Source organism: Acinetobacter sp. CAU_H_S170_2 (assembly GCF_058890445.1).
In genome coordinates, this window is the sequence record NZ_JBZYAE010000001.1 from 114,789 (window position 1) to 140,268 (window position 25,480).

The window sequence follows — 25,480 nt, forward strand, 5'->3', positions numbered from 1 at the left end:
ATATGAATTATTCAGTCGATCAAGATCCGAATCGTAGTCTGACTTTTATTCTTTATATTTTGTATATCGTTGCGATTTTTTCCGCAGGGATTTTAGCCATCATTGCTTTAGTGATTAATTATGTGAAGCGTGGCTCTGTGCGAGGTTCCATTTTTGAGAGCCATTTTACTTGGCAGATTCGCACCTTTTGGTGGTATTTGATTTGGAACGTGATCGCCTTTGTGCCATTTATTTTCTTATTCTTTACGGGTGAAAATGCCACCGCTTTCGCAGGTGTCGCACTCGGTGCTTCAACATTCTGCGTGTCTGTGATTGGGTTGTCATGGGTGTGGATTGTGTATCGTGCCATTAAAGGCATTATTCGTTTAAATGACAATCAACCGATGTATCAATAACAAGTGATGGGATTTAAAAAGGGCTGTATGCCCTTTTTTTAGGTCTGTATCTTTTGGGATGATATTTATGCACCGAGATGAACCAAGCTGATGCAGCAGTATGTCTATTTTTGCGCAGGCTTTTAAAAAGTACCTTACTAAATTGAATTTCAATCTTTACTTTTCTATATTAATATATTTACTTTTTTAATATTTATAACTTACATTTTTATTTATAGGTAATTACTTTTTTAATAATTATAATTTACATTTTTAATAAATTAAACTTACATTAATGTACATTTATTTATATGAATAAATGCGTAGAGAATATTATTAAAAAATAGCCTTTTTTGACTAAGCGTAGAATCTTCCGCGACGACGTTTTAGCCCCAAAACATGGATGGCGCGAACCAAAACTGCATAAGAAACAGAATAGCCAAAGTGTTGTTCAAAAAGTGGAACTAAATCACTAATATTTTGAAATTTTGTATTTTTAACAAATACTTGAAATTCATTCCAGTCTTTAATATGGCTAGGTGCTCCACGATTGTTCGCTGCTTTTGGAGACAAGCTACCTGTTTCCTCTTCGAGCTTAATCCATGCGTCTAAGGTCACACGAGAGATGTTAAATTCCTTGCAAACGGCAACCTTATAATCCGTGAGTTTATAGCGTTGAATCGCTGCTTTTCGAGTTTCTAAATCGTACTTTGGCATTTAATTCAATATTTTTAAAATAGCGAAGCTGTTATTATATGGCATAGTTGTTGCAAAAACCAAAATCACTAGATTAAAAAATGAAAGATGGTGATTTCGGTGAAAAATGCAGATTTTTCTTTAAAGAAAATGTCACTATGGCAAGTGGTCATTATTGGTGTGGCCTATATGACCCCGATGGTCGTGTTTGATACCTTTGGGATTGTGTCTGGGATCACCGATGGGCGTGTGCCATTGGCTTATATTTTGGCGTTGGTTGCAATGTTACTGACCTCATTTAGTTATGCACGTTTTAGCCGAATCAGTGGTGACTCAGGTTCTGCCTATAACTACACGGCACAGTCGTGTGGAGCCAAAGCCGGCTTTTTTGTCGGCTGGTGTTCACTGCTAGATTATATTTTGTTGCCTTTGGTGAATGCCTTACTGGCAAGTATTTACTTAGAAGCTGTGATTCCGAGTGTACCTTATTGGGTCTGGGTGATTTTATTTACAGGTTTAGTCACCTTGATTAACTGCTTTCGAGTCAATATTTTGGCGAACTTGAGTTTGGTGTTTGTGCTTTTGCCCTTGCTGTTGATGGTTTTATTTATCTATCTAGTCATTCAAGGCGTGGGTTCTGAACAAGGCTATGATCATGTACTGACTTTAGCCCCGCTGTTTAATGGAGACAGTTCTGTTTTGCCTTTGATTGCGGGTGCATCGATTTTATGTTTTTCATTTTTGGGTTTTGATGCGGTCACGACCATGTCCCATGAAACCAAAGATCCGCAAAAGAATATTCCACGTGCCGTGCTGCTTACCACGTTGCTCGGGGGCGGAATTTTTATTAGTGCCTCATGGTTTATCCAGCTGTATTTTCCAAGCAATGTGCGTTTTAACAACCCTGACGAAGCCTTACCTGAAATTGTCCTCTATGTGGGGGGAGCACTTTTCCAAGCCGTATTTTTATGTGCCCAAATCATGAATACCTTCGCTTCAGGTTTAGCCACTCATGCCAGTGCTTCACGTCTGATTCATATTATGGCGAAAGATGGCATTTTCCCCAAAGCAACCTTTGGGCAGCTCCATGCAAAATTAGGTACGCCACTTTATGCCGTCTTAAGTATTGGCCTGATTTCGCTATCGGCCATTTTTCTAGATCTTGCGACGGTGGTCAGCATGATTAGCTTCGGTGCTTTGATTGCCTTTACGGCGGTGAATTTCTCAGTTTTTGTGAAGTTCTATCTGTTGGAAAAACAAACCCAAGGCATTAAAAACAAATGCCTCAATTTGATTCTTCCCTTGTTATCTGTATTGGTGATGCTTTGCCTTTGGGTCAATTTAGAACGAAATGCGCTAATTTTTGGTTGCTCTTGGCTGGCGATAGGCATTGGTCTATTTATTTATAAGAAATTGAAAAGACAAAACATTGTGATTGGAAATGCATATTAAACCCTGCATGAAAATGAGATAGATATTGAGTGTAAATGAAATGAATATGAATAAACCGACATTTGTAGATGACGTTGAATACAAAGCCAGTTTTGCTGTACAAAGCGGCAAAGAGTGGAATTGGTTAAACCCGCAACGTGGTGCGTTTGATCATCCTGCCAATTACTATGAAAGTTCAATGCATGTATGGCATGAGTTTGATGCTTTAAATGCAGATATCGAATGTGATGTCGTAGTGATAGGTGGTGGCTTACTGGGAACCTCGGCAGCACTGCATTTGTCGGAGCAGGGTGTAGATACGGTCTTGGTTGAAAAGAACCGAGTGGGCAGTGCTGCCTCAGGGCGCAATGGTGGGCAACTCACACCGGGATTGGCACGTTGGGAAGCCGAAACCATGATCGAGCACTTCAGCTTTGAAGAGGCAAAAAAGTTATGGCACTTTACCTCAACTGAAGCCATGACTTTGATTGATGACATTACTGAAAAATATGATTTAGATTTACAACGTAAACGTGGACATCTAACGGCCGCAGTACACCCAGGGCATTTAGATGCCTTGCGTGAAGGCATGCAAGCACGTCAGTACTTAGATGAAAAAAATACCTCAATGCTGACCCAAGAGGAATTACGAGAGCATGTGCAATCGGATAACTATTTTGGCGGCTTATTGGATCATCTAGGTGGACATATTCATCCTTTAGCATTGACACGTGGTTTGGCGTATGGCTTTTGCCAAAAGGGCGGTAGCATCTATGAGCAAACAGAAGTGCAGTCGATTCAGGAACGTGCTGATGGTATTTATGTGACCACAGCGCAAGGGGTGATTAAAGCACGTAAAAGCGTGGTGATGGCTGTACACCATGCTTCATTTAAACTATTAGAAGAACGTAATCAAACTACGATTCCTTTTTATACTTACGTCTGTACCACAGCACCTTTAGCATTAGATTTGAAAGAACTATTGCCGACGGATCTGCCCGTATACGATACGCAATTTCAAATTGACTACTACCGTGGCGTTTCAAAAAACCGATTGTTATTTGGGGGCGAAGGCACTGGCTCGTGTTGGAGTCCTGAACAAACCCATGACTATTTGCTGGGACGTATTCAGCATGTATTTCCTCAGCTAGAGCAGGTGGCACTTGACTTTGTGTGGAGTGGAACGACAGATTTAACCGTTAATGGTGCGGCAGACAGTAGAAAATTTGGTCATCAATATCCCATTTATGCCGTACAGGGCTGGAGTGGGCATGGTGTTGCGCAAACGGTACGTATTGGTAAAGCGATTGCCGATGATTTCTGTGGTCAATGTGATGATTTTAATATGTTGACCCGAATTCAACATCAGAACATTCCTTTTGGTCGGGCATTGGCACCGTTAGTGATTCCAATTGCCAAAAGTATGTATGGTTTAGGAGCAATGATTAATCCGGGTAAGATGGTATCGTTCTAAACATGAACTTGTGCTGCTGAATCTATACAATTTATGTTTAGACTCAGCAGACACCGCATTTGAACGTTAAATTAGCGCTGTTCAGCTTCTTTTTTTGATTTCAACAGTTTGGGTTTCCATTCACTCATCATAATGCCAAACACCACCAAGAGACCGCCCAACAAAGCCAGTGGTGCTAAACGTTCTCCTGCAACGCGCCCAAATAGTGCTGCCCACACAGGCTCTCCTGCGTAAATAATCGCTGCTTGTGATGGGTTGATTGAGCGCTGTGCCCAATTCATGACATATTGAATCACAGCACTGGCAAGCCCCAATCCAAAAGCAATGCCTAATAATGGCCATGAAAAAGCAGGTAGTTGTTGCTCACCAGCCAGTGGCATGGATGCAAAGGCGAGCACAGAGGCAACCGCCAGTTGAATGACCGTCACCCGACCAATATCAACTTTTGGGGCAAAATAACCAATCAAAATAATTTCCATTGCTATAGCAATTGCACCGAGCAGGGTTAAGGTCTGGCCAAAATTCAATGAGATTGAGTTCAGACTATTGCCTGTGAGCAGGACTAAGCCTACAAACGCACAGAGTGCACCAATCCAAATCATAAAATGGGGCACTTTACGAAAGATCAACCACAATAGTAGGGGGACTAGGGGGACATACAGTGCCGTTAAAAAGGCAGATTCACTGCTACTGACTGTTTGTAGTCCGACCGTTTGTGTGCCATAGCCAATCGTGACCATACAGCCAATGAGTGCACCTGCCCACAGATCCTGTCGGGTGATGTGTTTTAAATGCTGATAGGAAAATAAGCCAATAATGGTCGCGGCACAGGCGAAACGACAACCGACAAAGAACATGGGGGAGCTAAAATTTAAGGCATATTTCACGGCCAAGAAGGTACCGCCCCAAATAAAAGTAATGAGAATCAGCGCAATCACAGGCGCTTTAGAACCGAGCTGAGTATTCAACATAAAAAACTAATGTGCAATATATTGCACATAGCTTGTCATGGTTTGTTTTTATGTGCAATATATTGCTCAATATTTTTTTTGATTTATCTGTATGAACTCTCCTGCGGTGCTACAACACGTCAGCCAAAATGTGCGTCATTATCGAAGTTTAAAAGGCCTGAGTCAGCAGCAACTCGCTGATTTAGCTGGATTAAGCCGTCGTATGGTAGCTGGGGTTGAATCTGGGCAGGACAATATTAGTCTGGCAAAGCTCAGCTTGATAGCCGATGTGCTTGAGGTCGATTTTGTACAAATTATTGCTGCGCCTGAACAGCAAGGGCAAGCGGTGGTGAACGTTTTGGCTTGGCAGGGCACACAAGCACACAGTGAAGCAAAATTAATGGCTTCAGCGGCAGCGACACAAAAAGTAGAGCTATGGACATGGGTACTTGCTCCAAATGAACACTATAGTGCTGAACCTGACCCAGAAGGCTGGCGTGAGATGCTCTATGTGATGGAGGGTGAACTAACTTTGGATTTGGCAGGCGACATGAAAGTCTTGGGTGTAGGAGAGTCGATCGTTTTTTCGAGTGCCATTGAATACCAATATATCAACCGTGGCAATGTATCGTTAAAGTTTATTCGTAATGCAATTTATTAAGAAGCAGATCTTCAAACTGATATTTAATGCATAAAAAAGAGGTCAATAGACCTCTTTTTTAAATTCTACAGTTAGAGCGATTGTTCATCTAATAGCAATTGTGCTTCACGTAGGTTTAAACTGCCTTCGTAAATCGCACGACCAGTAATTGCACCTAAAATACCAGGTTGACCTTTGAGGTTACGTACGTCATCAAGGTTGGTCACACCACCTGATGCAATCACAGGTAGGCCAGAGTATTGTGCCAGTTGAACGGTTTGTTCAACATTGACCCCTTGCATCATGCCGTCACGTGCAATGTCGGTATAGACAATGCTTGATACGCCTGCATCGGCAAAACGTTTGGCCAAATCAGTTGCCTTCACATCGGTCACATTGGCCCAACCATCGGTGGCCACCATGCCATTCATGGCATCAATCCCGACAATGATATGACCTGCAAATTTCTTACAAGCTTCTTCAACAAACTCAGGGTCTTGAACTGCTTTGGTGCCAATAATGACAAAAGACACACCCGCTTCTAGGTAGTGTTCGATGGTTTCTAGTGAGCGAATACCGCCGCCGATTTGAATGGGCAGCTCAGGTTGTGCGCGAGCAATCGCTTCAACCACAGGTTTATGAATTGGCGTACCCGCGAAAGCACCATTTAGATCGACCAAATGTAAGCGACGCGCGCCTTCATTTACCCAGTGCTGTGCAGTTGCAACAGGATCATCAGAAAAAACCGTATCGTCTTCCATACGACCTTGTTTTAAACGAACACATTTGCCATCTTTCAGGTCAATTGCAGGGATGATCAGCATGCTTTCGCTCCTAGCCAAATCTTAAATAAAATCAATGTCAGTCATCTTAGCAAAGTATTGGCAATTTTCTAAGCACCTGTTACAGCTTTTCATGACGAGGAGGTTTTATGATATTTTCCAGTTTTTGCAAAATCTCTTTCGGTAGTTGTTCCAAATGCCGCAATTCTTCAAAAACCAACAACGCGGCATAGGCATCGGCAGCGGCATAGTCAACTTGTTCAGGCGTGAGTATCTTCCTTGCCCAATTTGAAGTGCTGACTTTTTTGCTTTTCGGGAAGTTGAGTTGAAACAGCAGGGCGATGGCATTTTTAATGCCGACAGGGTTGGTCAAACCAAAGCTTGCAAAGCATTTTGACAGCTCAACCACGCCTTTGAGCTCAAAACCTTTTTTGCGGAATAGATGGGCATCATTTTTTAAACCAAAGCCCACTTTGAGTTGGGCGGGATTCGCCAAAAATGGCGCAAGGAAGTTCAAAATGGGTGGACTCATTTGAAACAAATAAGCATGCTCGACGCTAGCCAGTTGAATGAGATGCGGACCCGTGGAAACTTCTCCCACTTGAAAGGTCGGTTTGGACTCGCTGTCAAAACCGAAGATGGAAACCTGTTCCAGTTCAGCACGGATTGCTTCACACTGTTCGAAGTTTTGAATGACATGAATTGCTTGTTTTGGCAAATTTTGAAAACGAGGAAATTGTTGAATTTCGACTTTGCTGGGAAGGATGTGTTGAAAAGAAGAATCCATCATGCTTTAACTATGCCACTGTTGCTTAAGCCTAAAGCTTTTGCGTTGATTTAGCAAAACAGCCGACCTAGGCAGGCTGTTTTGCACAGGTGATTTTAGGACATAAAACCAGCCGCAATACCGCCGATAATCGCTAAAACGAAAATCAGGATGTAAATCCATGCCAAAACGGCTTCCCAGCCTGCGGTTGGGCGTGGTGAGCCATAGCTGTTGCTACGATCATCGCCTGGTGCGAAAATCAGGTAAAGCATTAGGATCACGTTGGCAAGAGGCACCAACATCAACAGTGATAACCAGCCCGTATGGTTGCGGTCATGTAGGCGACGAATAGTAAATACAAACGTGAAGTACATCAGCGCAACATAAATCAGGACGATAAAAATCATGCCGCCACCGAAGTTGCCTGTTTCCAAGTTCACGAATGTATTAGGAAAGATTGCGATGAAAATACCAAGAATAATTGACGCTACAATGGCAAGTAGACAGTTCCATGCTAGGTATGAAAAACGTCCGAAACGACCTGCGGCATTCAGCGCAGATTCTTGTGCATATTGAGTCATAGTGACTTACCTTATCGTTGTAAATTAAGTTTTTTATAAATAAAAATGTCTAAAAAGCAGGCAAAGCATAATCAAATTTGGTGACAATGAAAAGGCATCTCAGCCATCTTGAGTACACTAGTCTGCTGTAAAGCAAAGATTTTATACATTGAAAGGCACAGGAGTGGGATCACACGCCTCATTTACTTAAGCTGTTTCTGATTTATTTTTAGTCTAGATGCATCAATTTTGGATAAACAAAAGCCCAACCGAAGTTGAGCTTTTTCAATCAAACAAAAGCTGGAATAAATTAAATTTTCCATTCCACAAAGTTTTTCAGCAGTTGCAAACCTGCGGTATGACTTTTTTCAGGGTGAAATTGGGTCGCAAACAAATTTTCTTGATGAATGGCTGTGCAGAACTCTAATCCGTAGTCACAAGTTGCAGCCACAATGCCAGAGTTCTTCGGTTCAACATAGAAGCTGTGCACGAAGTAGAAACGTGCATCTTGCTCAATGTCTTTCCACATTGGATGACTCGGATCAGCCTGATGAACTTGGTTCCAACCCATATGCGGGACTTTCAAGCCGTCTACATCAGGAAAGCGTTTCACGCTGCCTTCAAAAATACCGAGAGCATCCACTCCGCCATTTTCTTCAGAGCGTTGCATCAGCGCTTGCATACCCACACAAATCGCTAATACAGGCTTATTAAATGCCGCATGGCGAACGACTTCATCAATCCCTGCTTCATGCATGCCTTGCATACAGTCACGCATAGCACCTACGCCGGGGAACACAATTTTATCAGCTTGAGCCACTAATTTGGGGTCATTGGTTACATCGACTGTTGCACCAACATGCTCAAGCGCTTTTGCTGCTGAGTGTAGGTTACCCATACCATAGTCAAGAAGGGCAATACGGGTCATTACAAACTACCTTTGGTTGAAGCAATGGTGTTGGTTGCACGTGGGTCAATTTCACAGGCCATACGAAGTGCACGCGCAAACGCTTTGAACACACTTTCAATTTGGTGATGGCTATTTTTACCTTTCAGGTTATCAATGTGTACCGTCATGAGCGCATGGTTCACAAAGCCTTGGAAAAACTCAGAGAATAGATCCACATCAAAACGACCAATCATGGCACGGGTAAATGGAATATCCATAAATAAACCTGGACGGCCAGATAAGTCCACCACAGCACGGCTTAAAGATTCATCTAACGGTGCATAAAAATGACCATAACGACGTAAACCTTTTTTGTCACCTAAAGCTTTAGCAAAAGCCTGTCCAAGCGTGATACCACAGTCTTCAACCGTGTGGTGATCATCAATTTCCAAGTCGCCATCACATTCAATATCAATATCAAATAAGCCATGTCGCTTGATTTGATCAATCATATGATCTAAAAAGGGAATACCTGTGTTGAGCGTGCCTTGACCCGTACCATCGAGGTTTACACGAACTCGAATTTTGGTTTCGTTGGTATTTCTTACCACTTCACTGATACGTTCTGTCATAGACACGTTCCTCAAAGACGTCAAATAATTGATGTAAAATGTTTCGCCGTAACGAAGTCACCGCATATTAGATTGCTCAGGAGGGTTTATCAATGCCTATTACCGTACACGCTTATACTTCACTGGAAAAAGAAGAGTTGCGCAGCCAGCTAGAGCGACTGTACGACACTAGTCCTGAATTTGGCGATGGGCATGATGCCGTAGAACAACTTGAGCAAAATCTAGCTCAGTATACCTTACTTTACACCGCAGAATTTAATACTAAAGTCATTGGCGCCATTTGGTGTAGTGGGCAGGGTGAAAATAAAACCTTAGAATACATCGTAGTACATCCTGCAAACCGTGGACGAGGTGTTGCGGAGCGGCTGGTTGAAGAAGTTTGTCGTATGGAAGAAGCTAAAGGTGTGAAAGTGTTCGAACCGGGCTGTGGTGCAATTCACCGTTGCTTAGAGCACATTGGTAAAATTTAAGCTTTTTTAAAGCAGTCTTTGGGCTGGTTTTATTCATGAATCGCCATGGTGATGCGCTTTAGGTGTAAAGAATGACTCAAAAAATGTACGAATGGTGCTAGGCTTGCTGTAAAAGTAAACACTCAAATGATTTTTTTGAAAACGGACTTGACGCTGCTTCGCTTAAACTGTTTAATACGCGACATCGGCGTGATAGCTCAGTAGGTAGAGCAACGGATTGAAAATCCGTGTGTCCCCAGTTCGATCCTGGGTCTCGCCACCATATTCAAAATCTTATTCAAAGATTTCAATCCCTGATCCCATCAGGGATTTTTTTTGCCTGAAATTTATTCGATCAAATAAAAAAAGTGATGATTTTTATTGACTATTCATCTGAGATACGGCTTAATACACGGCATCGGCGTGATAGCTCAGTAGGTAGAGCAACGGATTGAAAATCCGTGTGTCCCCAGTTCGATCCTGGGTCTCGCCACCATATTCAAAAAAGTCTCAAACAATGTTTGGGGCTTTTTTTTGTCTCATGAAAAGTAGGATTGTATAAGATGTTGAACAACATCATGCTTTAGTTAATGGAAAATGTGCTAATTTTGAGTCAAAAATAAGACTGAGAATGGCTTATGAAAGACCGCTTTTCATCGGGAAGTCAGCTTTATCAACTCGTACGTCCGAGTTATCCAGCGAGTTTGATTCAAGAAATACTCAAGCATGTAGTAACTCCTCAATTTGCGTGGGACTGTGGTGCAGGATCGGGGCAATTAACTCAATTGTTGGCGCCGCATTTTGATGCCGTGGTGGCGACAGATATCAGTGTGCATCAGTTACAACATGCACCTTATTTTGAAAATGTTAGTTATCAAGTTCAGTCTGCAGAGCACACCAGTTTTGCCGAGCAGAGTTTTGATTTAATCACGGTGGCTCAAGCCATTCATTGGTTTGATTTTGATGGTTTTTATGCAGAAGTGCGGCGGACTTTACGACCTGATGGCATTTTGGCGGTCATTGGCTATGGTTTAATTCAGCTGCAGCAACCTGAGTTACAGGGCTGTATTGAACGACTTTATTTTAAGACTTTGAAAGGCTATTGGGATGCCGAACGACGTTATATCGACGAGGCCTATCAAACCATTCCTTTTCCCTTTGAGGAAATAGCGACGTCTGAATTGTCGATGTTATTTCAATGGTCTGCTGCTCAATTGTTGGATTATTTAAATACATGGTCTGCACTGAAACATTATCGAGCAAAAAATTCAGATGACCCCTTATATGAGTTCAAAGCATTCTTTGCGTTGGATGATCACGCGAACCAAGTTTTTGAGCTTAAATTTCCAATTTTTTTAAGATTGGGTCGTCTACCTGGATCGGCGCATTGAGTGTCTGAGCTTAATCGGCAATCAGACGTTTACCAAAGCATACGACTTCGATTTCCTCATAGCCCAGTTGCTCATAGAAGCTTTGCACGTCGATGTTTTCTTTACGTACAAGCAGTTGTAGTTTGGGGCAACCTAACGCAATCAGGCGCTTCTCGAGCTGCTGTATAAGTGCGGTTGCGACCCCATTGCGTTGAAAGTGTGGATGTACTGCCAAATAATTAATCCAGCCGCGATGGCCATCATAACCACCCATCAATGTGGCGATGAGTTGTTCATCTTTAACGGCCAGTAAAAATAAACCATCTTTTTGTGCGGTTTTTCTAAAAATATCAATTTCAGGGTTGTTCCAAGGGCGAGTGAGGTCGCATAACTCCCAAAGTGCAATGACGTCTTCTAAATCTGTTTCGATATAGGGGCGAATAATGAACATGAGCTTAGCATTTTTATTTTTTGGATGCCTTTAGATTAGTTGAGTTTTTTTATTTTGATAAGTGTTTTATTGCACTTTTCATCAGACATAAAAAAAACGCCCAAGAGGGCGCTTTTTTTAAACTTTAAATTAAGCAGATTTTGCTTCTGCTTGAACAGGAAGCATGTGGCCTGTTTCTTCAAAGTTAGAATGCCAAGACAACGCTTCACGTAGAAGGTGAGGTGTATGACCACCTTTTGCACATGAACGATCGAAGTAGTCGTTTAATGCATCACGATACAGTGGGTGTGCACAGTTGTCGATAATCGCACGAGCACGTTCACGCGGTGCTAAACCACGCAGGTCAGCCAAACCTTGTTCAGTTACAAGGATGTCTACGTCGTGCTCTGCATGGTCAACGTGTGATGCAAATGGAACGATTGAAGAAATGTCGCCACCTTTTGCAATTGATTTGGTTACGAAGATTGCCAAGTGTGCATTACGTGCGAAGTCACCTGAACCACCGATACCATTCATCATTTTCGTACCGCAAACGTGAGTTGAGTTTACGTTACCGTAAATATCAAATTCAAGCGCAGTGTTGATGCCGATAATACCTAAACGACGAACCAATTCAGGGTGGTTCGAAATTTCTTGCGGACGTAAAACCAATTTATCTTTGTACGCTTCAAGGTTATTAAATACTTTCTCGCCGTATTTAGCCGAAAGAGTAATTGAAGAACCTGAAGCAAACTTCATTTTACCTGCATCAATCAACTCAAAGGTACAGTCTTGCAGCACTTCTGAGTACATGACAAGGTCTTCGAAGTTCGAATCTTTAAGGCCTGTGAGTACAGCATTGGCAATTGAGCCAATCCCTGCTTGTAATGGGCCTAAGTTTTTCGGTAGACGCTCTTCAGCCACTTCTTTTTCAAAGAAAGCGATTAAGTGGTCTGCAATGCCTTGAGTTTCATCATCTGGCGCAGTTACCGTTGATGGAGAGTCGTGTAAGTCGTTGTTGATGACGATACCCACGATTTTTGCAGGATCGATATTGATCGCGTGCGTACCAATACGTTCATCCACTTGAGTCAATGGAATTGGTTGGCGTGTTGGACGGTAAGTTGGGATGTAAATATCGTGTAAGCCTTCAAATGCAGGGCTTAAGTTGGTATTGATTTCAACAATTACTTTTTCTGCAAAAATTGCGAAGCTTGCAGAGTTGCCTACCGAGGTTGTTGGAATGATGCCACCATCTTCCGTGATCGCAACTGCTTCAATAATCGCTACATCTGGCTTTTTCAACTGAAGATTACGCATTTGCTCAACAGTTTCAGACAAGTGCTGGTCAATGAACATCACTTCGCCATTGTTGATGGCTTTACGTAAAGTGTTGTCCACTTGGAACGGTAAACGACGTGCCAATACACCCGCTTCAGTCAATTGCTTGTCTAGGTCATTACCTAAAGAAGCACCGGTAATTAATGTGATTTTTAAAGGATTTGTGTGTGCACGTTTAACCAATGCCAAAGGTACAGCTTTCGCTTCGCCAGCACGAGTGAAGCCACTCATACCTACAGTCATGCCATCTTCAATAAAAGCAGACGCTTCTTCCGCACTGATGACTTTATCGTGAAGTGAAGCTAAACGGATACGATCTAAAGACATGGTTTACTCTCGTTAATATTCTGGATCTGGCACCGATTGTACCGATCAAGAACGACATTGTGCATACCTGTTAGGCTAAGGTCTAATTTTTTGAAAAAATGTGGGTATAAGGGATTCTGATGATTTGTAAGTGGTTGAAATATATTTGGTAAAATTAAATTGTTGAATAGTTGAACAAAATCGTTTGATCAACTATTGTACAAAGTTTAAAAATGCTCAACCAAGGTTTGCTTTAATTTTTCGAGTGGATTGTTGCTGGAAATTTCAACATCTTGATTGTGATGAAGAGGTAGCGAAATAATTGCTTCAAGTCCGCCTTGTTCCCGATTATGAATAATCAATTTGCCTTGATGAATATCCACAATTCGCTTCACAATCGCGAGACCTAAGCCACTACCTTGTACGGTTCGGGCTTCATTACCACGGACAAAAGGTTGCATGAGCTCTTCAATTTGGTCTTCTGGGATCCCTTCGCCATGATCCGCTACGCTAATTAAAATGTGTTCATTTTCAAGTGTTGCGGAGAGTTCAATAGGTTCAGCACCATAACGTTTTGAATTATTGATGAGATTACCGATTAGGCGTTTGAGAGATAAACTGCGTGCTTGAATAATGGGGAGTTCTGTTGCGTCAAAACGAATATCTAGAGGTTTGAACTGCACCACCAATTCTTGTAACAACATATTTAAATCGGTGTCTTGGATTTCCTCATCTGAACCGTCGCGCATATAGGAAATGAACTGATTTAAGATCGCATCCATGTCCTCGACATCATAAATCAGCCCTTCTTTTAAAAAATCATCATCGGGCATCATTTCTGCACTGAGTCGAATACGGGTCAGTGGGGTGCGTAAGTCATGTGAAATCCCCGCCAGCATAATCCGGCGGTCACGTTCAGTCTGATCAAGGGTATAGATCATGTGATTAAACGCTTGGTTGACCTCGCGAATTTCTTGAGGGCCGTGATTGGTCTCTAAATACGGTGCTGTGCCTGTTTTACTATAACTGTTGGCAGCATTTTGCAGACGACGCAGCGGGCGATTGAGCTGACGAACCAAGGTTAAAATAATGGCTGCTGCAATAAGGGGTACGCCAAGTAGCCAGCCGAAAATTAGCTCAGGGCTGTAGTTGGCATAAGTTTTCAGTGGTTCTCGGACCCAGTTACCGTTCATTTCAGGGGTTTGAATCCAAATACGTGGGCTGGGTTTAAACTGGAAATATACTGTGGCATGTTCGACTTTTAATTCTTTGGCCAGCTTAGCTTCAATTTGGTTGGTAAAGAACTCGGCAATCACCTTATCTTTAACATTGGGATATTCTTTGGGATCGGTGACGTATTCAATCCCGACGCGGCTTCTTAGCCAGTCATCGACATCGACTTCAGTATTTTGATGATAAATCCGTAAATCGGGGTTGTTGAGAATTTCTATTTCAACAGCAAGATAACGAGCATGTTGTTGAATTTCTGGAAGATATAAGGTGCGCCAAAAGAACCACAAGGACATAAATAAACTAAAAAATACAATGAAGAGTACCAGTACGGTGGTACGCATGGCAGCAGAACGCGGCTTGATTTTATCTAAAAAGCGTTCCCAACGTGTGCGTTTCCGTTCTGAATACGCTTCGTAATCTGTAAATTTTTGAGGGTCGATGGGTTCGAGTTTCACGCCAGCTTCCTGTGGACTATTTTTTATCAATATTACTGAAAGATACAGCAGAGTCTTAGCGTTTTTATCAGTAATAGAAGGAGCTCATTCTGTTACTTTTTAAAAAGTAATCAAAATTTTTGCCATTCGCTGAACTCGCAATAAAGTTGACGAGCCTTGAAAGTAAAATTGGATCAAACAGCAGCGAATGGCTTTTAGGGACAATAAGTTCGGTGAACGTTTACATTATTGGAGCTTATTATTCCGCGCCATCTGGAACGAACACATAACCTACACCCCAAACCGTTTGAATATAACGTGCACGAGCAGGATTTTCTTCCACAAGACGACGTAGGCGCGATACTTGAACATCAATCGAACGTTCCATTGCACCCCATTCACGGCCACGCGCAAGGTTCATCAATTTGTCGCGAGTCAAAGGCTCACGTGGATGTTGTACCAAGGCTTTCAGGACCGCAAACTCACCTGTAGTTAGGGTTACAACTTGACCTTCACGCGTTAGGGTACGTGTTGATAAATCAAGTGACCATGGTCCAAAGCTGACCACTTCCATTTGTTGGCTTGGTGCACCTGGAACTTCACGCACTTGGCGGCGCAGTACGGCGCGAATACGTGCTAACAACTCATTTGGATTAAATGGTTTCGGTAAATAGTCATCTGCACCCGCTTCTAGACCTGCAATACGGTCTGAGTCACTGCCACGTGCGGTGAGCATAATAATAGGCGTATCAATATTGGATTGGCGTAGACGACGACAGATGCTTAAACCATCTTCAACAGGGAGCATGAAGTCGAGCACAATCAGTGAAAACAGTTCGCGTTGTAAGAGACGATCCATTTGGGTTGCGTCATGCGCTGTTTTCACCACAAAACCTTTATCTTCTAAAAAGCGTTGGAGTAGCGTACGTAAACGCACATCGTCATCTACCACTAAAATGCGTTCAACGCGATCTGCATCGCTATGTACAGCATCTGTTTTTTCAGCAGGTACAACTAAACTCATTGAAGTGCTCCTTTATTCTTTATTGTCATCGTAAACAAAAGTCGGGATAGTCTTGAGTATACGACTCATTTGTATGTCTTTACTATGCTCTAAAGCAACAAATATTGCAGGTAAAATCAAGACATAGATACCAAATGTATACATCTTAGCCCATAGAAAAAAATGGCAAAGAATACCTAAAAATAAGATTTAACACTGAAAATGAGATGGATTTATGAAATTTGCCTGAAATATGTCACATTTAAGCCATTAAATTAATAAAAACAGTTGTGGATTTTATAGTCTCGGTCTTTATAATCATGGCTTTTAGTACATATCCTTGTGGGATCACATACGATGACTGACTTAGTTCAGCAGTTGGCAAAAGAAATTGCCGTACGTCCAAATCAAATCGAGGCTGCCATCAAGTTGATTGATGAAGGTGCTAGCGTTCCATTTATTGCGCGTTACCGTAAAGAAGTCACGCAAGGCTTAGATGATGCGCAGTTACGTCAGCTCGATACACGTTTGGCTTATTTACGTGACTTATTTGAACGTCGCGACAAGGTAATCGAATCATTAAAAGAACAAGACAAATTGTCTGATGATTTATTGGCACGTGTAAATGCTGCTGAAACTAAAAATGCCTTAGAAGAAATTTACGCACCGTACCGTCCAAAACGGACCAGTAAATCATTTAAAGCCAAAGAAGCAGGCTTAGGCCCGATTGCAGAGAAAATCTTTGCAGAAGCGGTTGATCCAGCTGATGCATTGGCAGGCTTTAGCCATGAAGACTATCCAGATCTAGAAAGTCAGTTGGATGCGATTCAACATATTCTAATTGATGACTGGGCGCAGAATATTGCACTGACCACTGAACTTAAGGCCACGTTTGCAAAAACAGCCACTTTAAAAAGTTTAGTGGCAAGTGATGAGAAAAAAGAAGTTGGCAAAAAATTCCGCGATTACTTCGACTTTTCTGAAAATTTAAATAAAGTCCCGTCACACCGTTTATTGGCTATGTTACGTGGCCGTCAAGAAAACGTTTTAGGTTTAAAAGTTGATGGCGAAGATGATGCACCAGTGGCGCGTATTGAAAATGAATACAGCCTTGAAACTGCACAGCCGCAAGCACGTCAAGACTATTTAAAACAAACAGCTAAATTGTTCTGGTTAGGTAAGGTTCGTCCAAGTATCGAACATTCGTTGCTCACTGAAAAACGTCTTGCAGCTGAATCTGAAGCAATGGATGTTTTTGCTGAAAACTTACGTCATTTGCTGTTGTCTGCACCCGCGGGTGCACGTACAACCCTAGGTGTGGACCCTGGTATCCGTACAGGGGTGAAATTGGCTGTGGTGAATGCATCGGGTGATGTACTTACACATAGCACGATTTATCCATTTGCACCCAAAGATGATAAAGCGGGTTCAATTGCAGAACTTGCCCGTTTATGCCGCGAGTTTAATGTTGACCTGATTGCCATTGGCAATGGTACAGCAAGCCGTGAAACAGAAAGCGTTGTGGCTGAAATGATGGCTGCAAACAGTGATTTAAAACTGACACGTGTTTCTGTATCAGAAGCGGGTGCATCGGTTTATTCAGCATCTGAATTGGCTTCTGCGGAGTTACCAGAGTTAGATGTGTCGATTCGTGGTGCAGTGTCGATTGCACGTCGTTTACAAGACCCATTGGCTGAACTGGTGAAAATCGATCCAAAATCGATTGGTGTAGGTCAGTACCAACATGATGTAAACCAAACTGGTTTAGCGAAAACCCTTGAAGCAGTTGTTGAAGACTGTGTGAACTCAGTGGGTGTGGATGTTAATACTGCATCATCTGCTATCTTGGGTTATATCGCAGGTTTGAATAAGTCGATTGCGCAGCAAATTGTCGATTTTCGTAAAGAAAATGGCCGTTTTGACAACCGCCAAGATTTGAAGAAAGTGCCACGTTTAGGCGAGCGTACTTTTGAACAAGCGGCAGGTTTCTTACGTATTCAAGATGGTTCAGAGCCACTGGATGCTTCTGCTGTTCACCCAGAGTCTTATGCGCTGGTCGGTAAAATTGTTGAAGCGAAAGCGACGACAGTGAAAGATATTATTGGTAACTCTGAAATCATTCGCCAAGTGAATGCTGAAGAATTTGCAGATGAGAAATTTGGTTTACCAACCATTCAAGATGTACTGTCTGAACTGGAAAAACCAGGTCGTGATCCACGTCCAGAGTTCCGTACAGCAAAATTCCGTGAAGACATTACCGAAGTTGCGCAACTGACTGAAGGCATGCAGCTTGAAGGTGTCGTGACCAATGTGACGAACTTCGGTGCTTTTGTGGATGTTGGTGTACACCAAGATGGTTTAGTTCATATTTCAGAGTTGGCCAATGAATTCGTTGCAGATCCGCATAAAGTGGTGAAGCCGGGGCAAATTGTGCAAGTACGTGTACTCACTGTAGATGCTGAGCGTAATCGTGTGAATTTGTCGATGCGTCCGGAAGGTGCTGAAGCGTCTAAAGCTCCACGTCAACCACGTCGTGAAAATACAGAGCGTAGTGAACGTAAACCACAAGGTAAACGTCCACAACAAGCACGTCCGCAAGGCGAACGTGCTCAAACAAACAAGAAGCCGCAAACGGCTAAACCTCAAGAAAATAAAATTGGCGGTTTAGGTGCATTGTTACTTCAAGCAGGCATTAAAGGTTCGAAATAATCTTTAAGATTTGAATAAAAAAACCTCCCGATTGGGAGGTTTTTTTATGGTTACTTTTATCCGTTGATGATGGGCACGATCCAACTGGTGATAATCAGCATAATGCCAAAGTGCCCAAGCTTTCGGCAAACTTTGACAAAAGTTGGAGCGGGTTGTTCCAGTCGAGTGGCATAATCTTTGAGGCTTATGGCTTGTGTACTACGGCTATGCCACAGGAAAACAGCAAGATCGATACAGATTAGAATCGTCCCGACATTGGCCACGATATCCATCATCACATAATCTTGTAAATACAGGCTACTGCCTACTCGGTAGCAGAGATAAATCGCAAAGGCGATACACACATATTGCAGTACGAAAGTAAAAGCGCGCATAAATTCACAAAATAAAAAAAGACGGCTGTTTATAACACAAAAAGTAGAAGGGTCACGTCGTCTTTATTTTTTGTCCACAAAAAAAGGTATGAGTCTTAACTGATTAGGCTTTGTGCAATCAGGCTGGAAAAAATGGAGACTAAACCTATTTTTGAAAAAATATTGCAATACATGCTTGAGGGTTGTGAGATTGGCTTGTTTTTTGTTTCTAGAGAGTATATTTCGCTCGTCAGTGGGGTAGGCTGTTGCGGTGCGCGTTGGCTCTTAAAGCCAAATTCGAGCAAGATCATCAGCAAACCGCCATGAATCAGCACTTGCCAGATTGAAATATGAGAGAGGGTAAGTTCTGTATATAGATTAAAAGCAGTGGTTGCAGCAAAGATGAAGCAAAAAAGCTTGAATAAATAAAGTGTCTGCATTTCTTTTCCCCTTTTATAATTGCTTTTATGATGAGCTTTTTTTCTTAAGCGAATATTAAGAACTATAAAAGAGTTTCGAAAAATTTAGCTACCCAACCTTTGATCAAAGGTTGGGTAAATTGTAAGAAAACTTACCAGTGTTCACCTGGGAATAAGCGTGCATACGCTTTTTGTACCCAGTTGAGTTTTTGCTGTTCGCCTACAGACGCGGTAGAACTTGGGAATAAGTTATAACCAATCGACATGAGCTTATTGTTGATGTCTGGTGCAATTGAATAAGTAATCGATGCCAAGCGACCTAAGTTAGTTGCCACTTTCTTCGGACGCTTCACAATCGCATAAGCAACCAGATCTGCTGCTTGTTCAGGCGAAAGAGTCGGGACGTATTTATAAATTTTCGTCGGCGCAATCATTGGAGTGCGTACCAAAGGCATATACACCGAAGTAATCGCAATTTTATGTGAATGCACTTCGGCAGAAAGACAGCGACTGAATGCGTCTAATGCGGCTTTAGACGCCACATAAGCTGAGAAACGAGTGGCATTTGCCAATACGCCAATCGAGCTAATGTTAATAATATGCCCATCACGACGAATCATCATTTGTGGCAGGATGTTCATGACTAAACGTACCGCACCAAAGTAGTTAAGCTGCATGGTGCGTTCAAAGTCGTGGAAGCGTTCCGCTGACTCATGTACAGCACGGCGGATCGAACGACCTGCGTTATTAATTAAAATATCAATATGATCGACTGAAGCTAAAATCTGCTTAGAGACTTCATCAATCGAGTCTAAATCATTTAGGTCACATGGAAAAACAGAGGCTGAACCACCTTTGGCTTCGATTTCTGCTTTAACTTCTTCTAGTGTTTCTTTGGTGCGCGAAACTAAAAGGACGTGTGCTCCTGCGTCAGCCAGTTTGTGCGCAACGGTTAAACCAATACCACTTGAAGCGCCTGTAATTAAGACGGTTTTTCCATTTACACGTTCTTTAAAAAGTCTATCCATTCTTGAATTCACGTTATCATTCCTGATCTAAGTCAAATATTTGAGGGTTATGGCTATTTTTATATTCGATTATTAAGGCTGCATTTTCTGAGAAATGTAGCGGCTTTCCTTCACGGTATAATACCTAAACTGCTTAAAAATATCACTGCATAAGTTATTGAAATAATAAATAAAATTAGAGTAAAAGCTCTATTTTATTTCTTCTAATTACTTGTTTTTAACATGAATTCAATCAAAGTGAAAGGGCTATAAATATAAAAGACAAGCGTATAAAAAACCTCAATCATGTGATTGAGGTTTTAAGTTTGGCACTCTGTATTTTAGACTTGAGCCAAGGCCTGCTCTAAATCTGCAATTAAATCATCAATATGTTCAATACCTACAGATAAACGCACCATATCAAGACTTACTCCAGCAGACTTTAATTCTGCTTCATTCAGTTGGCGATGTGTGGTGGTGGCGGGGTGGCAGGCCAGACTTTTGGCATCGCCAATATTGACCAAGCGAGTGAAGAGTTGCAGAGCATCAATAAAGCGAGTGCCACCTTCACGGCCATCTTGTACCCCAAAGGATAAAATTGCCGAAGGTTTTCCTTTGACATATTTTTGCGCTAAGCCATGCTGAGGGTGATCTTTCAGGCCGGCATAGTTGACCCATTTCACTTTGGGGTGGGCTTGTAAATATTCTGCGACTTTCTGCGCATTTTCAGTATGACGTTCCATACGCAGGTTTAGCGTTTCTAAGCCTTGTAGAATCAAGAACACGCTTAAAGGGCTAATCGCAGCGCCAGTATTACGTAGTGGTACCACGCGGGCACGCGCGATATAAGCTGCTTCGCCTAAAGCTTCGACATAGTTCACGCCGTGATAACTTGGGTCTGGCGTATTCAGCACTTTAAAGCGCTCAGGATGCTTGCCCCAAGGAAATTTACCGCTGTCGACAATCGCACCGCCAATCGAGTTACCATGCCCACCAATATATTTGGTCAAGGAATGCACCACAATATCTGCCCCATATTCAAAGGGTTTCAGCAGTGCAGGCGTTGCAACCGTGTTATCGACCACCACAGGCACGCCATATTCATGCGCGATTTTGGCGATCGCTTCTAGGTCAATGATGTTGCCGAGTGGATTGCCAATCGATTCAACAAAGACCAACTTGGTTTTTTTATCAATTAAACCGCGTAGGGCTTCTGGATCTTGATAATCAAAGAAACGTACCTCAATGCCTTGTTTCGGTAGAGTGTGGGCAAACAGGTTATAGGTGCCACCGTACAAGGTTGAAACAGAAGCAATGTTGTCCCCTGCTTCGGTAATGGTTTGAATGGCATAGGTGATGGCAGCCATGCCAGAGGCTAAGGCCAACGCACCAATTCCGCCTTCGAGTGCGGCTAAACGTTGTTCTAGCACCGCAGTGGTCGGGTTCATAATTCGGGTATAAATATTACCTTGTACTTTAAGGTCAAATAAATCCGCACCATGTTGCGTATTATCAAAGGCATAAGAGGTGGTTTGATAAATCGGTACGGCCACTGCTTTGGTGGTGGCTTCGGGGCTATAACCAGCATGGATAGCCAAAGTTTCATCTTTATAGGTCATGGGACTTCATCTGCGTGAGTTAAATATTGCACAGTCTACCATCAATGAATATGAGTGAAAGTGTGAAAATAATGAATATTTATCTAAAAAATTCATAAAGATGAGCTGAGCGTAGCTTCTTGTCTGCGGAAAAGTAAGATAAAGAGAGTGTTTAAAAAATAACCGCACTGAAAGTTGTAACATTGCATTGAAGATCGGTTTCATGCCTTATTTTTTCAACGTATTCATCGTATAATGCCCGCAAATATTTTTTCGCTTCTTGCGATTTTTTGGTTTTTCTATTGAGGAGTCCTACGTGGCCCAATATATTTATACGATGAACCGAGTGTCTAAGATGGTTCCGCCTAAGCGCGAAATCTTAAAAGACATCTCTTTGTCATTTTTCCCGGGTGCAAAAATTGGTGTACTTGGTTTAAACGGTGCAGGTAAATCGACCTTGCTTCGTATTATGGCGGGCGTAGACAAAGATTTCTCTGGTGAAGCTCGTGCGCAACCGGGTATCAAAATCGGTTACCTAGAACAAGAGCCGCCACTTGATCCAAATAAAGATGTCCGTGGAAACGTAGAAGATGGTTTACGTGAACCATTGGATGCTTTGGCACGTTTGGACGAAGTATTTGCTGAATATGCAGCAGAAGATGCAGACTTTGATGCATTGGCAAAAGAGCAAGAAAAACTTGAAGCGATTATCCATTCATGGGATGCGCATAACCTGAGCAACCAAATGGATCAAGCTGCAGCTGCCTTGAATCTACCAGCTTGGGATGCGGATGTAAGCTTGCTTTCAGGTGGTGAGCGCCGCCGTGTTGCGTTGTGCCGTTTGCTTTTATCTAAGCCAGACATGTTACTTCTAGACGAACCAACGAACCACTTGGATGCAGAATCTGTGTCTTGGTTAGAGCGTTTCTTGAAAGACTTTGCCGGCACCATTGTGGCGATTACGCACGACCGTTATTTCTTGGATAACGTAGCGGAATGGATTCTTGAGCTTGACCGCGGTATGGGTATTCCATATCAAGGTAACTATTCTTCTTGGTTAGAGCAGAAGAATGCGCGTCTAGAGCAAGAGAACAAGCAAGAAGAGTCTTTTGCTAAAGCATTGAAGAAAGAACTTGAATGGGTTCGTTCAAATGCGAAAGGTCAGCAAAAGAAAAACAAAGCGCGTATGGAGCGTTTTGAAGAGCTTAACTCACGTGAATTCCAACAGCGTAACGAAACTTCTGAAATCTATATTCCACCTGGCCCACGTCTAGGCAATAAAGTCGTAGAAGTGGAAGGCATCAGCAAATCATTTGATGGTCGCGTACTGTACGAAAACCTAAGCTTTACCGTACCGCCTACAGCCATTGTGGGTATCGTGGGTCCAAACGGTGCGGGTAAAACCACACTGTTCCGTATGATGACTGGTGAACAACAGCCAGATACAGGTACGGTGACTTTGGGTGAGTCGGTTAAAGTAGCGTATGTGGGTCAGATTCGTGACACCTTAGATAACAACAAAACCGTTTGGGAAGAAGTTTCTGGCGGTTTGGATATCTTAAGAATTGGCGATTATGAAATTGCATCACGTGCTTATATCGGTCGCTTTAACTTCAAAGGTCAAGACCAGCAGAAGCGTGTAGGTGAGTTGTCAGGTGGTGAGCGTAACCGTTTACAACTGGCGAAAATCTTGCAAATGGGCGCAAACGTGATCTTACTGGATGAGCCATCGAACGACTTGGATATCGAAACCTTACGTGCACTTGAGGATGCAATTCTTGTATTCCCAGGTACGGTAATGGTGGTGTCGCACGACCGTTGGTTCCTTGACCGTATTGCAACGCACATCTTGTCGTTTGAGAACGAACAGCCTGAATTCTACGAAGGTAACTATGCTGAATATGAAGCCTATCGTTTAGCGCGTTTAGGTGATGCTGCGGTTCAAAAGCGTACCAAATACAAAAAAATTGGCGGTTAATTTCCCCGCATAAAAAAACCAGCCTTCGGGCTGGTTTTTTTATGCTTAGCAATTGCCGCTTAAGGCGTTTTAGGGGCATTCACTTGTAAGCTGATAATGGTGTAATACTGATTTTTAGGTTTTGCTTTGGCATCGACTTTTTCGCTCACTTCAATCAGGTATTGCCCAGCTTGTGCAAAAGTGAGTGTGGCATGGCCTTGTGCATCGACAGGCGTGTTTTTTGCTTGTTGCTCAAGCTCACCTTGAGCGCGAACCATGAGTTCTGCGTGTGCAAGCGCTTTGCCTGCTTGAGTAATTTGCAGTTGTACAGGCTGTTGCACCGTGATTTCATTTGGATGGGTTTTGAAGTTGACTTGAATTGGGGCTGGCGTTACAGCGACAGGTGTGGTGCTGTCTTTGCTCACATAGCTTTGAATGCTCCATTCGCGAACCGTAGAGACCTTACTTGGCACTTTGCCTTTAAAGTCACTTGGAATGACATAGTCACGCTCGCTTAGGGCAGGGACTTTATCTGCTGCGACATCAGCAAAGATTTTCCATTGACGATTATGTTGTACATATTCAATTGGATATGAGGTCTTGGCAAAAATGGTATAGGTGCCTTTTTCCGGTAGTTTAAGATCAAATGCAGTTGCAGATTCTAAGTGCTTTTGTGCTTGAATCATAGTCTGTGTTTGGTTGGGCTGGAAAACGCTGAACGAAATATCTTTTAGGGCATATTCAGGATGAAAGGCTTGTTCTGCATAGGCGCTCAATACAGGGACTTGGGTATTTTCAGTGTGATACGCCAGTGGAGCGACATAGGGTTCATGCGCTTGAGCCACTGAACAGAATAAGAGTGTGCAGAGTAGAGCGTTTTTCATAGAGACTAGGCCTAAAATATTTCGTAAGATGAGGCTCTTGATTATATCGAGAAAAACTAACAGGTGATAATAATTATTATTTATTCTTTAAGCAGATAAAAAGGGAGTACATAGACTCCCTTTTTGGATGCAGGTTCTAAGTTAAAACTTAGATTTCCCACTCATGGTCACATTCACGGCATTTCCATTTTTTCTGAGACTGCATGAAGCCTTGCATTGAAATCTTAAAATCAGGAAGGTCGCGGTAAAATAGGAAGCCTGCAATTACACACACGATGAAAACCACAACCGTTGCAATTTGTAATGTTGAGCCAGCGCCATCCCCAAATAGCCACATTGCGATGCTAATGAGCACCAAAAGTAATAATACAAAAATGGCTGGAACTAAAAAAACCAGACTTTTAGGCACGACAGGGCGTGTTGCTGGAGCCCCTGCTTGAGCAACAGGCATAATTTTTGGGCTTTGACATTGAGGACAACGATATTGCATTACAACTCCAAAATTCGAATCTATGCCGTATTCTAATCGGATTGGAGCAGAAAGCCAAAAAAGCGTGGTAATGAAGTGCTGATAAATTTGAGGCAATAAAAAACCCAAATCATAATGCTTGGGTTTTTTACCAGATGTTGCCATCTTAAATATGGCGTCCCTACGGGGATTCGAACCCCGGTTACCGCCGTGAAAGGGCGATGTCCTAGGCCTCTAGACGATAGGGACTTATTGAGGCATCACGTTGAGTGGTTAACACCGTCTCTCTGTGTGAGCGCTATATTAGGGATATAACGCCCATGC

Annotated in this window: 25 protein-coding genes and 3 tRNA genes; 10 read left to right on the plus strand and 18 right to left on the minus strand. The window is 42.5% G+C overall.

Annotated features, from left to right (window positions below):
• Nucleotides 1–2: 2 nt before the first annotated feature.
• Nucleotides 3–395 (plus strand): DUF4870 family protein, encoded by a 393-nt coding sequence (locus AC5EUN_RS00530; protein ID WP_004691561.1) that lies wholly within the window; start codon nt 3–5, stop codon nt 393–395.
• A gap of 336 nt (nt 396–731) precedes the next feature.
• Here AC5EUN_RS00530 and AC5EUN_RS00535 read toward each other — a convergent pair whose 3' ends face one another.
• Complete coding sequence (locus tag AC5EUN_RS00535; protein WP_279701997.1) at nt 732–1,091, minus strand: COG3415 family protein; 360 nt, start codon at nt 1,089–1,091, stop codon at nt 732–734.
• A gap of 87 nt (nt 1,092–1,178) precedes the next feature.
• Between AC5EUN_RS00535 and AC5EUN_RS00540 the strand changes: the two genes are divergently transcribed.
• Both AC5EUN_RS00540 and AC5EUN_RS00545 read left to right on the plus strand, forming a co-directional pair.
• Complete coding sequence (locus AC5EUN_RS00540) at nt 1,179–2,522, plus strand: APC family permease (RefSeq protein ID WP_493352119.1); 1,344 nt, start codon at nt 1,179–1,181, stop codon at nt 2,520–2,522.
• 40 nt (nt 2,523–2,562) lie between these two features.
• Nucleotides 2,563–3,975 (plus strand): NAD(P)/FAD-dependent oxidoreductase, encoded by a 1,413-nt coding sequence (locus tag AC5EUN_RS00545; protein WP_493352120.1) that lies wholly within the window; start codon nt 2,563–2,565, stop codon nt 3,973–3,975.
• Between the two features lie 71 nt (nt 3,976–4,046).
• On the opposite strand, the gene AC5EUN_RS00550 is transcribed toward AC5EUN_RS00545, so the two are convergent.
• On the minus strand, nt 4,047–4,946 hold the full coding sequence (locus AC5EUN_RS00550; protein ID WP_493352121.1) for a DMT family transporter: 900 nt from the start codon (nt 4,944–4,946) through the stop codon (nt 4,047–4,049).
• A gap of 91 nt (nt 4,947–5,037) precedes the next feature.
• Between AC5EUN_RS00550 and AC5EUN_RS00555 the strand changes: the two genes are divergently transcribed.
• Nucleotides 5,038–5,586, plus strand: coding sequence for a helix-turn-helix domain-containing protein (locus tag AC5EUN_RS00555; RefSeq protein WP_110974194.1), 549 nt, complete (start codon nt 5,038–5,040; stop codon nt 5,584–5,586).
• Between the two features lie 71 nt (nt 5,587–5,657).
• On the opposite strand, the gene hisA is transcribed toward AC5EUN_RS00555, so the two are convergent.
• From hisA to hisB, 5 genes are all read right to left on the minus strand, one after another.
• Complete coding sequence (gene hisA / locus AC5EUN_RS00560) at nt 5,658–6,389, minus strand: 1-(5-phosphoribosyl)-5-[(5-phosphoribosylamino)methylideneamino]imidazole-4-carboxamide isomerase (protein ID WP_004691558.1); 732 nt, start codon at nt 6,387–6,389, stop codon at nt 5,658–5,660.
• Between the two features lie 79 nt (nt 6,390–6,468).
• Nucleotides 6,469–7,134, minus strand: a complete 666-nt coding sequence (locus AC5EUN_RS00565; protein ID WP_493352486.1) for a 3'-5' exonuclease — start codon at nt 7,132–7,134, stop codon at nt 6,469–6,471.
• Nucleotides 7,135–7,229: 95 nt separating this feature from the next.
• Nucleotides 7,230–7,694 carry a DUF805 domain-containing protein gene (locus AC5EUN_RS00570; protein WP_004691556.1) on the minus strand — a complete coding sequence of 155 codons (465 nt, stop codon included), beginning with the start codon at nt 7,692–7,694 and terminating at the stop codon, nt 7,230–7,232.
• Nucleotides 7,695–7,983: 289 nt separating this feature from the next.
• Nucleotides 7,984–8,601 (minus strand): imidazole glycerol phosphate synthase subunit HisH, encoded by a 618-nt coding sequence (gene hisH / locus AC5EUN_RS00575; RefSeq protein WP_004691555.1) that lies wholly within the window; start codon nt 8,599–8,601, stop codon nt 7,984–7,986.
• Nucleotides 8,601–9,194, minus strand: a complete 594-nt coding sequence (gene hisB / locus AC5EUN_RS00580) for an imidazoleglycerol-phosphate dehydratase HisB (protein ID WP_004691554.1) — start codon at nt 9,192–9,194, stop codon at nt 8,601–8,603. Before hisB ends, hisH begins: the two co-directional genes overlap by 1 nt.
• Before the next feature lie 92 nt (nt 9,195–9,286).
• On the opposite strand from hisB, the gene AC5EUN_RS00585 reads away from it, so the two are divergent.
• The 4 genes from AC5EUN_RS00585 to AC5EUN_RS00600 all read left to right on the plus strand — a co-directional run bounded on the left by AC5EUN_RS00585 (nt 9,287) and on the right by AC5EUN_RS00600 (nt 11,034).
• Nucleotides 9,287–9,664 carry a GNAT family N-acetyltransferase gene (locus AC5EUN_RS00585; protein ID WP_004691552.1) on the plus strand — a complete coding sequence of 126 codons (378 nt, stop codon included), beginning with the start codon at nt 9,287–9,289 and terminating at the stop codon, nt 9,662–9,664.
• A gap of 186 nt (nt 9,665–9,850) precedes the next feature.
• A tRNA-Phe gene (locus AC5EUN_RS00590) sits at nt 9,851–9,926 on the plus strand.
• A gap of 137 nt (nt 9,927–10,063) precedes the next feature.
• A tRNA-Phe gene (locus AC5EUN_RS00595) sits at nt 10,064–10,139 on the plus strand.
• 142 nt (nt 10,140–10,281) lie between these two features.
• Nucleotides 10,282–11,034 (plus strand): class I SAM-dependent methyltransferase, encoded by a 753-nt coding sequence (locus AC5EUN_RS00600; RefSeq protein ID WP_493352122.1) that lies wholly within the window; start codon nt 10,282–10,284, stop codon nt 11,032–11,034.
• Nucleotides 11,035–11,044: 10 nt separating this feature from the next.
• On the opposite strand, the gene AC5EUN_RS00605 is transcribed toward AC5EUN_RS00600, so the two are convergent.
• From AC5EUN_RS00605 to ompR, 4 genes are all read right to left on the minus strand, one after another.
• Entirely contained in the window at nt 11,045–11,464 is a 420-nt protein-coding gene (locus AC5EUN_RS00605) for a GNAT family acetyltransferase (protein WP_234954528.1), read from the minus strand.
• 129 nt (nt 11,465–11,593) lie between these two features.
• Nucleotides 11,594–13,111, minus strand: coding sequence for a succinyl-CoA:acetate CoA-transferase ScpC (gene scpC, locus AC5EUN_RS00610; protein ID WP_339422057.1), 1,518 nt, complete (start codon nt 13,109–13,111; stop codon nt 11,594–11,596).
• A gap of 206 nt (nt 13,112–13,317) precedes the next feature.
• A complete protein-coding gene (locus AC5EUN_RS00615; protein ID WP_493352123.1) occupies nt 13,318–14,778 on the minus strand; it encodes an ATP-binding protein in 1,461 nt (486 codons plus the stop codon).
• Nucleotides 14,779–15,016: 238 nt separating this feature from the next.
• Nucleotides 15,017–15,781: an osmolarity response regulator transcription factor OmpR gene (gene ompR, locus AC5EUN_RS00620; RefSeq protein ID WP_004691545.1), complete on the minus strand. Its 765-nt coding sequence runs from the start codon at nt 15,779–15,781 to the stop codon at nt 15,017–15,019.
• 336 nt (nt 15,782–16,117) lie between these two features.
• On the opposite strand from ompR, the gene AC5EUN_RS00625 reads away from it, so the two are divergent.
• A complete protein-coding gene (locus tag AC5EUN_RS00625) occupies nt 16,118–18,469 on the plus strand; it encodes a Tex family protein (protein WP_493352124.1) in 2,352 nt (783 codons plus the stop codon).
• Nucleotides 18,470–18,525: 56 nt separating this feature from the next.
• Here the strand turns inward: AC5EUN_RS00625 and AC5EUN_RS00630 are convergent, their stop codons facing one another.
• The 4 genes from AC5EUN_RS00630 to AC5EUN_RS00645 form a co-directional block, all read right to left on the minus strand.
• Nucleotides 18,526–18,843 carry a hypothetical protein gene (locus AC5EUN_RS00630; protein WP_004691542.1) on the minus strand — a complete coding sequence of 106 codons (318 nt, stop codon included), beginning with the start codon at nt 18,841–18,843 and terminating at the stop codon, nt 18,526–18,528.
• A 95-nt stretch (nt 18,844–18,938) separates the two neighbouring features.
• Complete coding sequence (locus tag AC5EUN_RS00635) at nt 18,939–19,262, minus strand: hypothetical protein (RefSeq protein ID WP_493352125.1); 324 nt, start codon at nt 19,260–19,262, stop codon at nt 18,939–18,941.
• Nucleotides 19,263–19,393: 131 nt separating this feature from the next.
• Nucleotides 19,394–20,269, minus strand: coding sequence for an SDR family NAD(P)-dependent oxidoreductase (locus AC5EUN_RS00640; protein WP_238893368.1), 876 nt, complete (start codon nt 20,267–20,269; stop codon nt 19,394–19,396).
• 320 nt (nt 20,270–20,589) lie between these two features.
• Nucleotides 20,590–21,867: an O-acetylhomoserine aminocarboxypropyltransferase/cysteine synthase family protein gene (locus tag AC5EUN_RS00645; protein WP_178895769.1), complete on the minus strand. Its 1,278-nt coding sequence runs from the start codon at nt 21,865–21,867 to the stop codon at nt 20,590–20,592.
• A 295-nt stretch (nt 21,868–22,162) separates the two neighbouring features.
• Here AC5EUN_RS00645 and ettA point away from each other — a divergent pair, with 295 nt between their 5' ends.
• Nucleotides 22,163–23,824, plus strand: a complete 1,662-nt coding sequence (ettA, locus tag AC5EUN_RS00650; RefSeq protein ID WP_004978114.1) for an energy-dependent translational throttle protein EttA — start codon at nt 22,163–22,165, stop codon at nt 23,822–23,824.
• A gap of 59 nt (nt 23,825–23,883) precedes the next feature.
• Here the strand turns inward: ettA and AC5EUN_RS00655 are convergent, their stop codons facing one another.
• From AC5EUN_RS00655 to AC5EUN_RS00665, 3 genes are all read right to left on the minus strand, one after another.
• Nucleotides 23,884–24,687 carry a DUF4198 domain-containing protein gene (locus AC5EUN_RS00655; RefSeq protein WP_493352126.1) on the minus strand — a complete coding sequence of 268 codons (804 nt, stop codon included), beginning with the start codon at nt 24,685–24,687 and terminating at the stop codon, nt 23,884–23,886.
• 148 nt (nt 24,688–24,835) lie between these two features.
• Nucleotides 24,836–25,177 (minus strand): membrane protein, encoded by a 342-nt coding sequence (locus AC5EUN_RS00660; RefSeq protein ID WP_010327661.1) that lies wholly within the window; start codon nt 25,175–25,177, stop codon nt 24,836–24,838.
• 152 nt (nt 25,178–25,329) lie between these two features.
• Nucleotides 25,330–25,405, minus strand: a tRNA-Glu gene (locus tag AC5EUN_RS00665).
• Nucleotides 25,406–25,480: the final 75 nt, after the last annotated feature.

Bases quoted from the DNA above. Each gene is read 5' to 3' on its own strand.
- AC5EUN_RS00530 (WP_004691561.1), top strand. From the start codon at position 3: ATGAATTATTCAGTCGATCAAGATCCGAATCGTAGTCTGACTTTTATT.
- AC5EUN_RS00535 (WP_279701997.1), bottom strand. From the start codon at position 1,091: ATGCCAAAGTACGATTTAGAAACTCGAAAAGCAGCGATTCAACGCTAT.
- AC5EUN_RS00540 (WP_493352119.1), top strand. From the start codon at position 1,179: ATGGTGATTTCGGTGAAAAATGCAGATTTTTCTTTAAAGAAAATGTCA.
- AC5EUN_RS00545 (WP_493352120.1), top strand. From the start codon at position 2,563: ATGAATATGAATAAACCGACATTTGTAGATGACGTTGAATACAAAGCC.
- AC5EUN_RS00550 (WP_493352121.1), bottom strand. From the start codon at position 4,946: ATGTTGAATACTCAGCTCGGTTCTAAAGCGCCTGTGATTGCGCTGATT.
- AC5EUN_RS00555 (WP_110974194.1), top strand. From the start codon at position 5,038: ATGAACTCTCCTGCGGTGCTACAACACGTCAGCCAAAATGTGCGTCAT.
- hisA (WP_004691558.1), bottom strand. From the start codon at position 6,389: ATGCTGATCATCCCTGCAATTGACCTGAAAGATGGCAAATGTGTTCGT.
- AC5EUN_RS00565 (WP_493352486.1), bottom strand. From the start codon at position 7,134: ATGGATTCTTCTTTTCAACACATCCTTCCCAGCAAAGTCGAAATTCAA.
- AC5EUN_RS00570 (WP_004691556.1), bottom strand. From the start codon at position 7,694: ATGACTCAATATGCACAAGAATCTGCGCTGAATGCCGCAGGTCGTTTC.
- hisH (WP_004691555.1), bottom strand. From the start codon at position 8,601: ATGACCCGTATTGCCCTTCTTGACTATGGTATGGGTAACCTACACTCA.
- hisB (WP_004691554.1), bottom strand. From the start codon at position 9,194: ATGACAGAACGTATCAGTGAAGTGGTAAGAAATACCAACGAAACCAAA.
- AC5EUN_RS00585 (WP_004691552.1), top strand. From the start codon at position 9,287: ATGCCTATTACCGTACACGCTTATACTTCACTGGAAAAAGAAGAGTTG.
- AC5EUN_RS00600 (WP_493352122.1), top strand. From the start codon at position 10,282: ATGAAAGACCGCTTTTCATCGGGAAGTCAGCTTTATCAACTCGTACGT.
- AC5EUN_RS00605 (WP_234954528.1), bottom strand. From the start codon at position 11,464: ATGTTCATTATTCGCCCCTATATCGAAACAGATTTAGAAGACGTCATT.
- scpC (WP_339422057.1), bottom strand. From the start codon at position 13,111: ATGTCTTTAGATCGTATCCGTTTAGCTTCACTTCACGATAAAGTCATC.
- ompR (WP_004691545.1), bottom strand. From the start codon at position 15,781: ATGAGTTTAGTTGTACCTGCTGAAAAAACAGATGCTGTACATAGCGAT.
- AC5EUN_RS00625 (WP_493352124.1), top strand. From the start codon at position 16,118: ATGACTGACTTAGTTCAGCAGTTGGCAAAAGAAATTGCCGTACGTCCA.
- AC5EUN_RS00630 (WP_004691542.1), bottom strand. From the start codon at position 18,843: ATGCGCGCTTTTACTTTCGTACTGCAATATGTGTGTATCGCCTTTGCG.
- AC5EUN_RS00635 (WP_493352125.1), bottom strand. From the start codon at position 19,262: ATGCAGACACTTTATTTATTCAAGCTTTTTTGCTTCATCTTTGCTGCA.
- AC5EUN_RS00640 (WP_238893368.1), bottom strand. From the start codon at position 20,269: ATGGATAGACTTTTTAAAGAACGTGTAAATGGAAAAACCGTCTTAATT.
- AC5EUN_RS00645 (WP_178895769.1), bottom strand. From the start codon at position 21,867: ATGACCTATAAAGATGAAACTTTGGCTATCCATGCTGGTTATAGCCCC.
- AC5EUN_RS00655 (WP_493352126.1), bottom strand. From the start codon at position 24,687: ATGAAAAACGCTCTACTCTGCACACTCTTATTCTGTTCAGTGGCTCAA.
- AC5EUN_RS00660 (WP_010327661.1), bottom strand. From the start codon at position 25,177: ATGCAATATCGTTGTCCTCAATGTCAAAGCCCAAAAATTATGCCTGTT.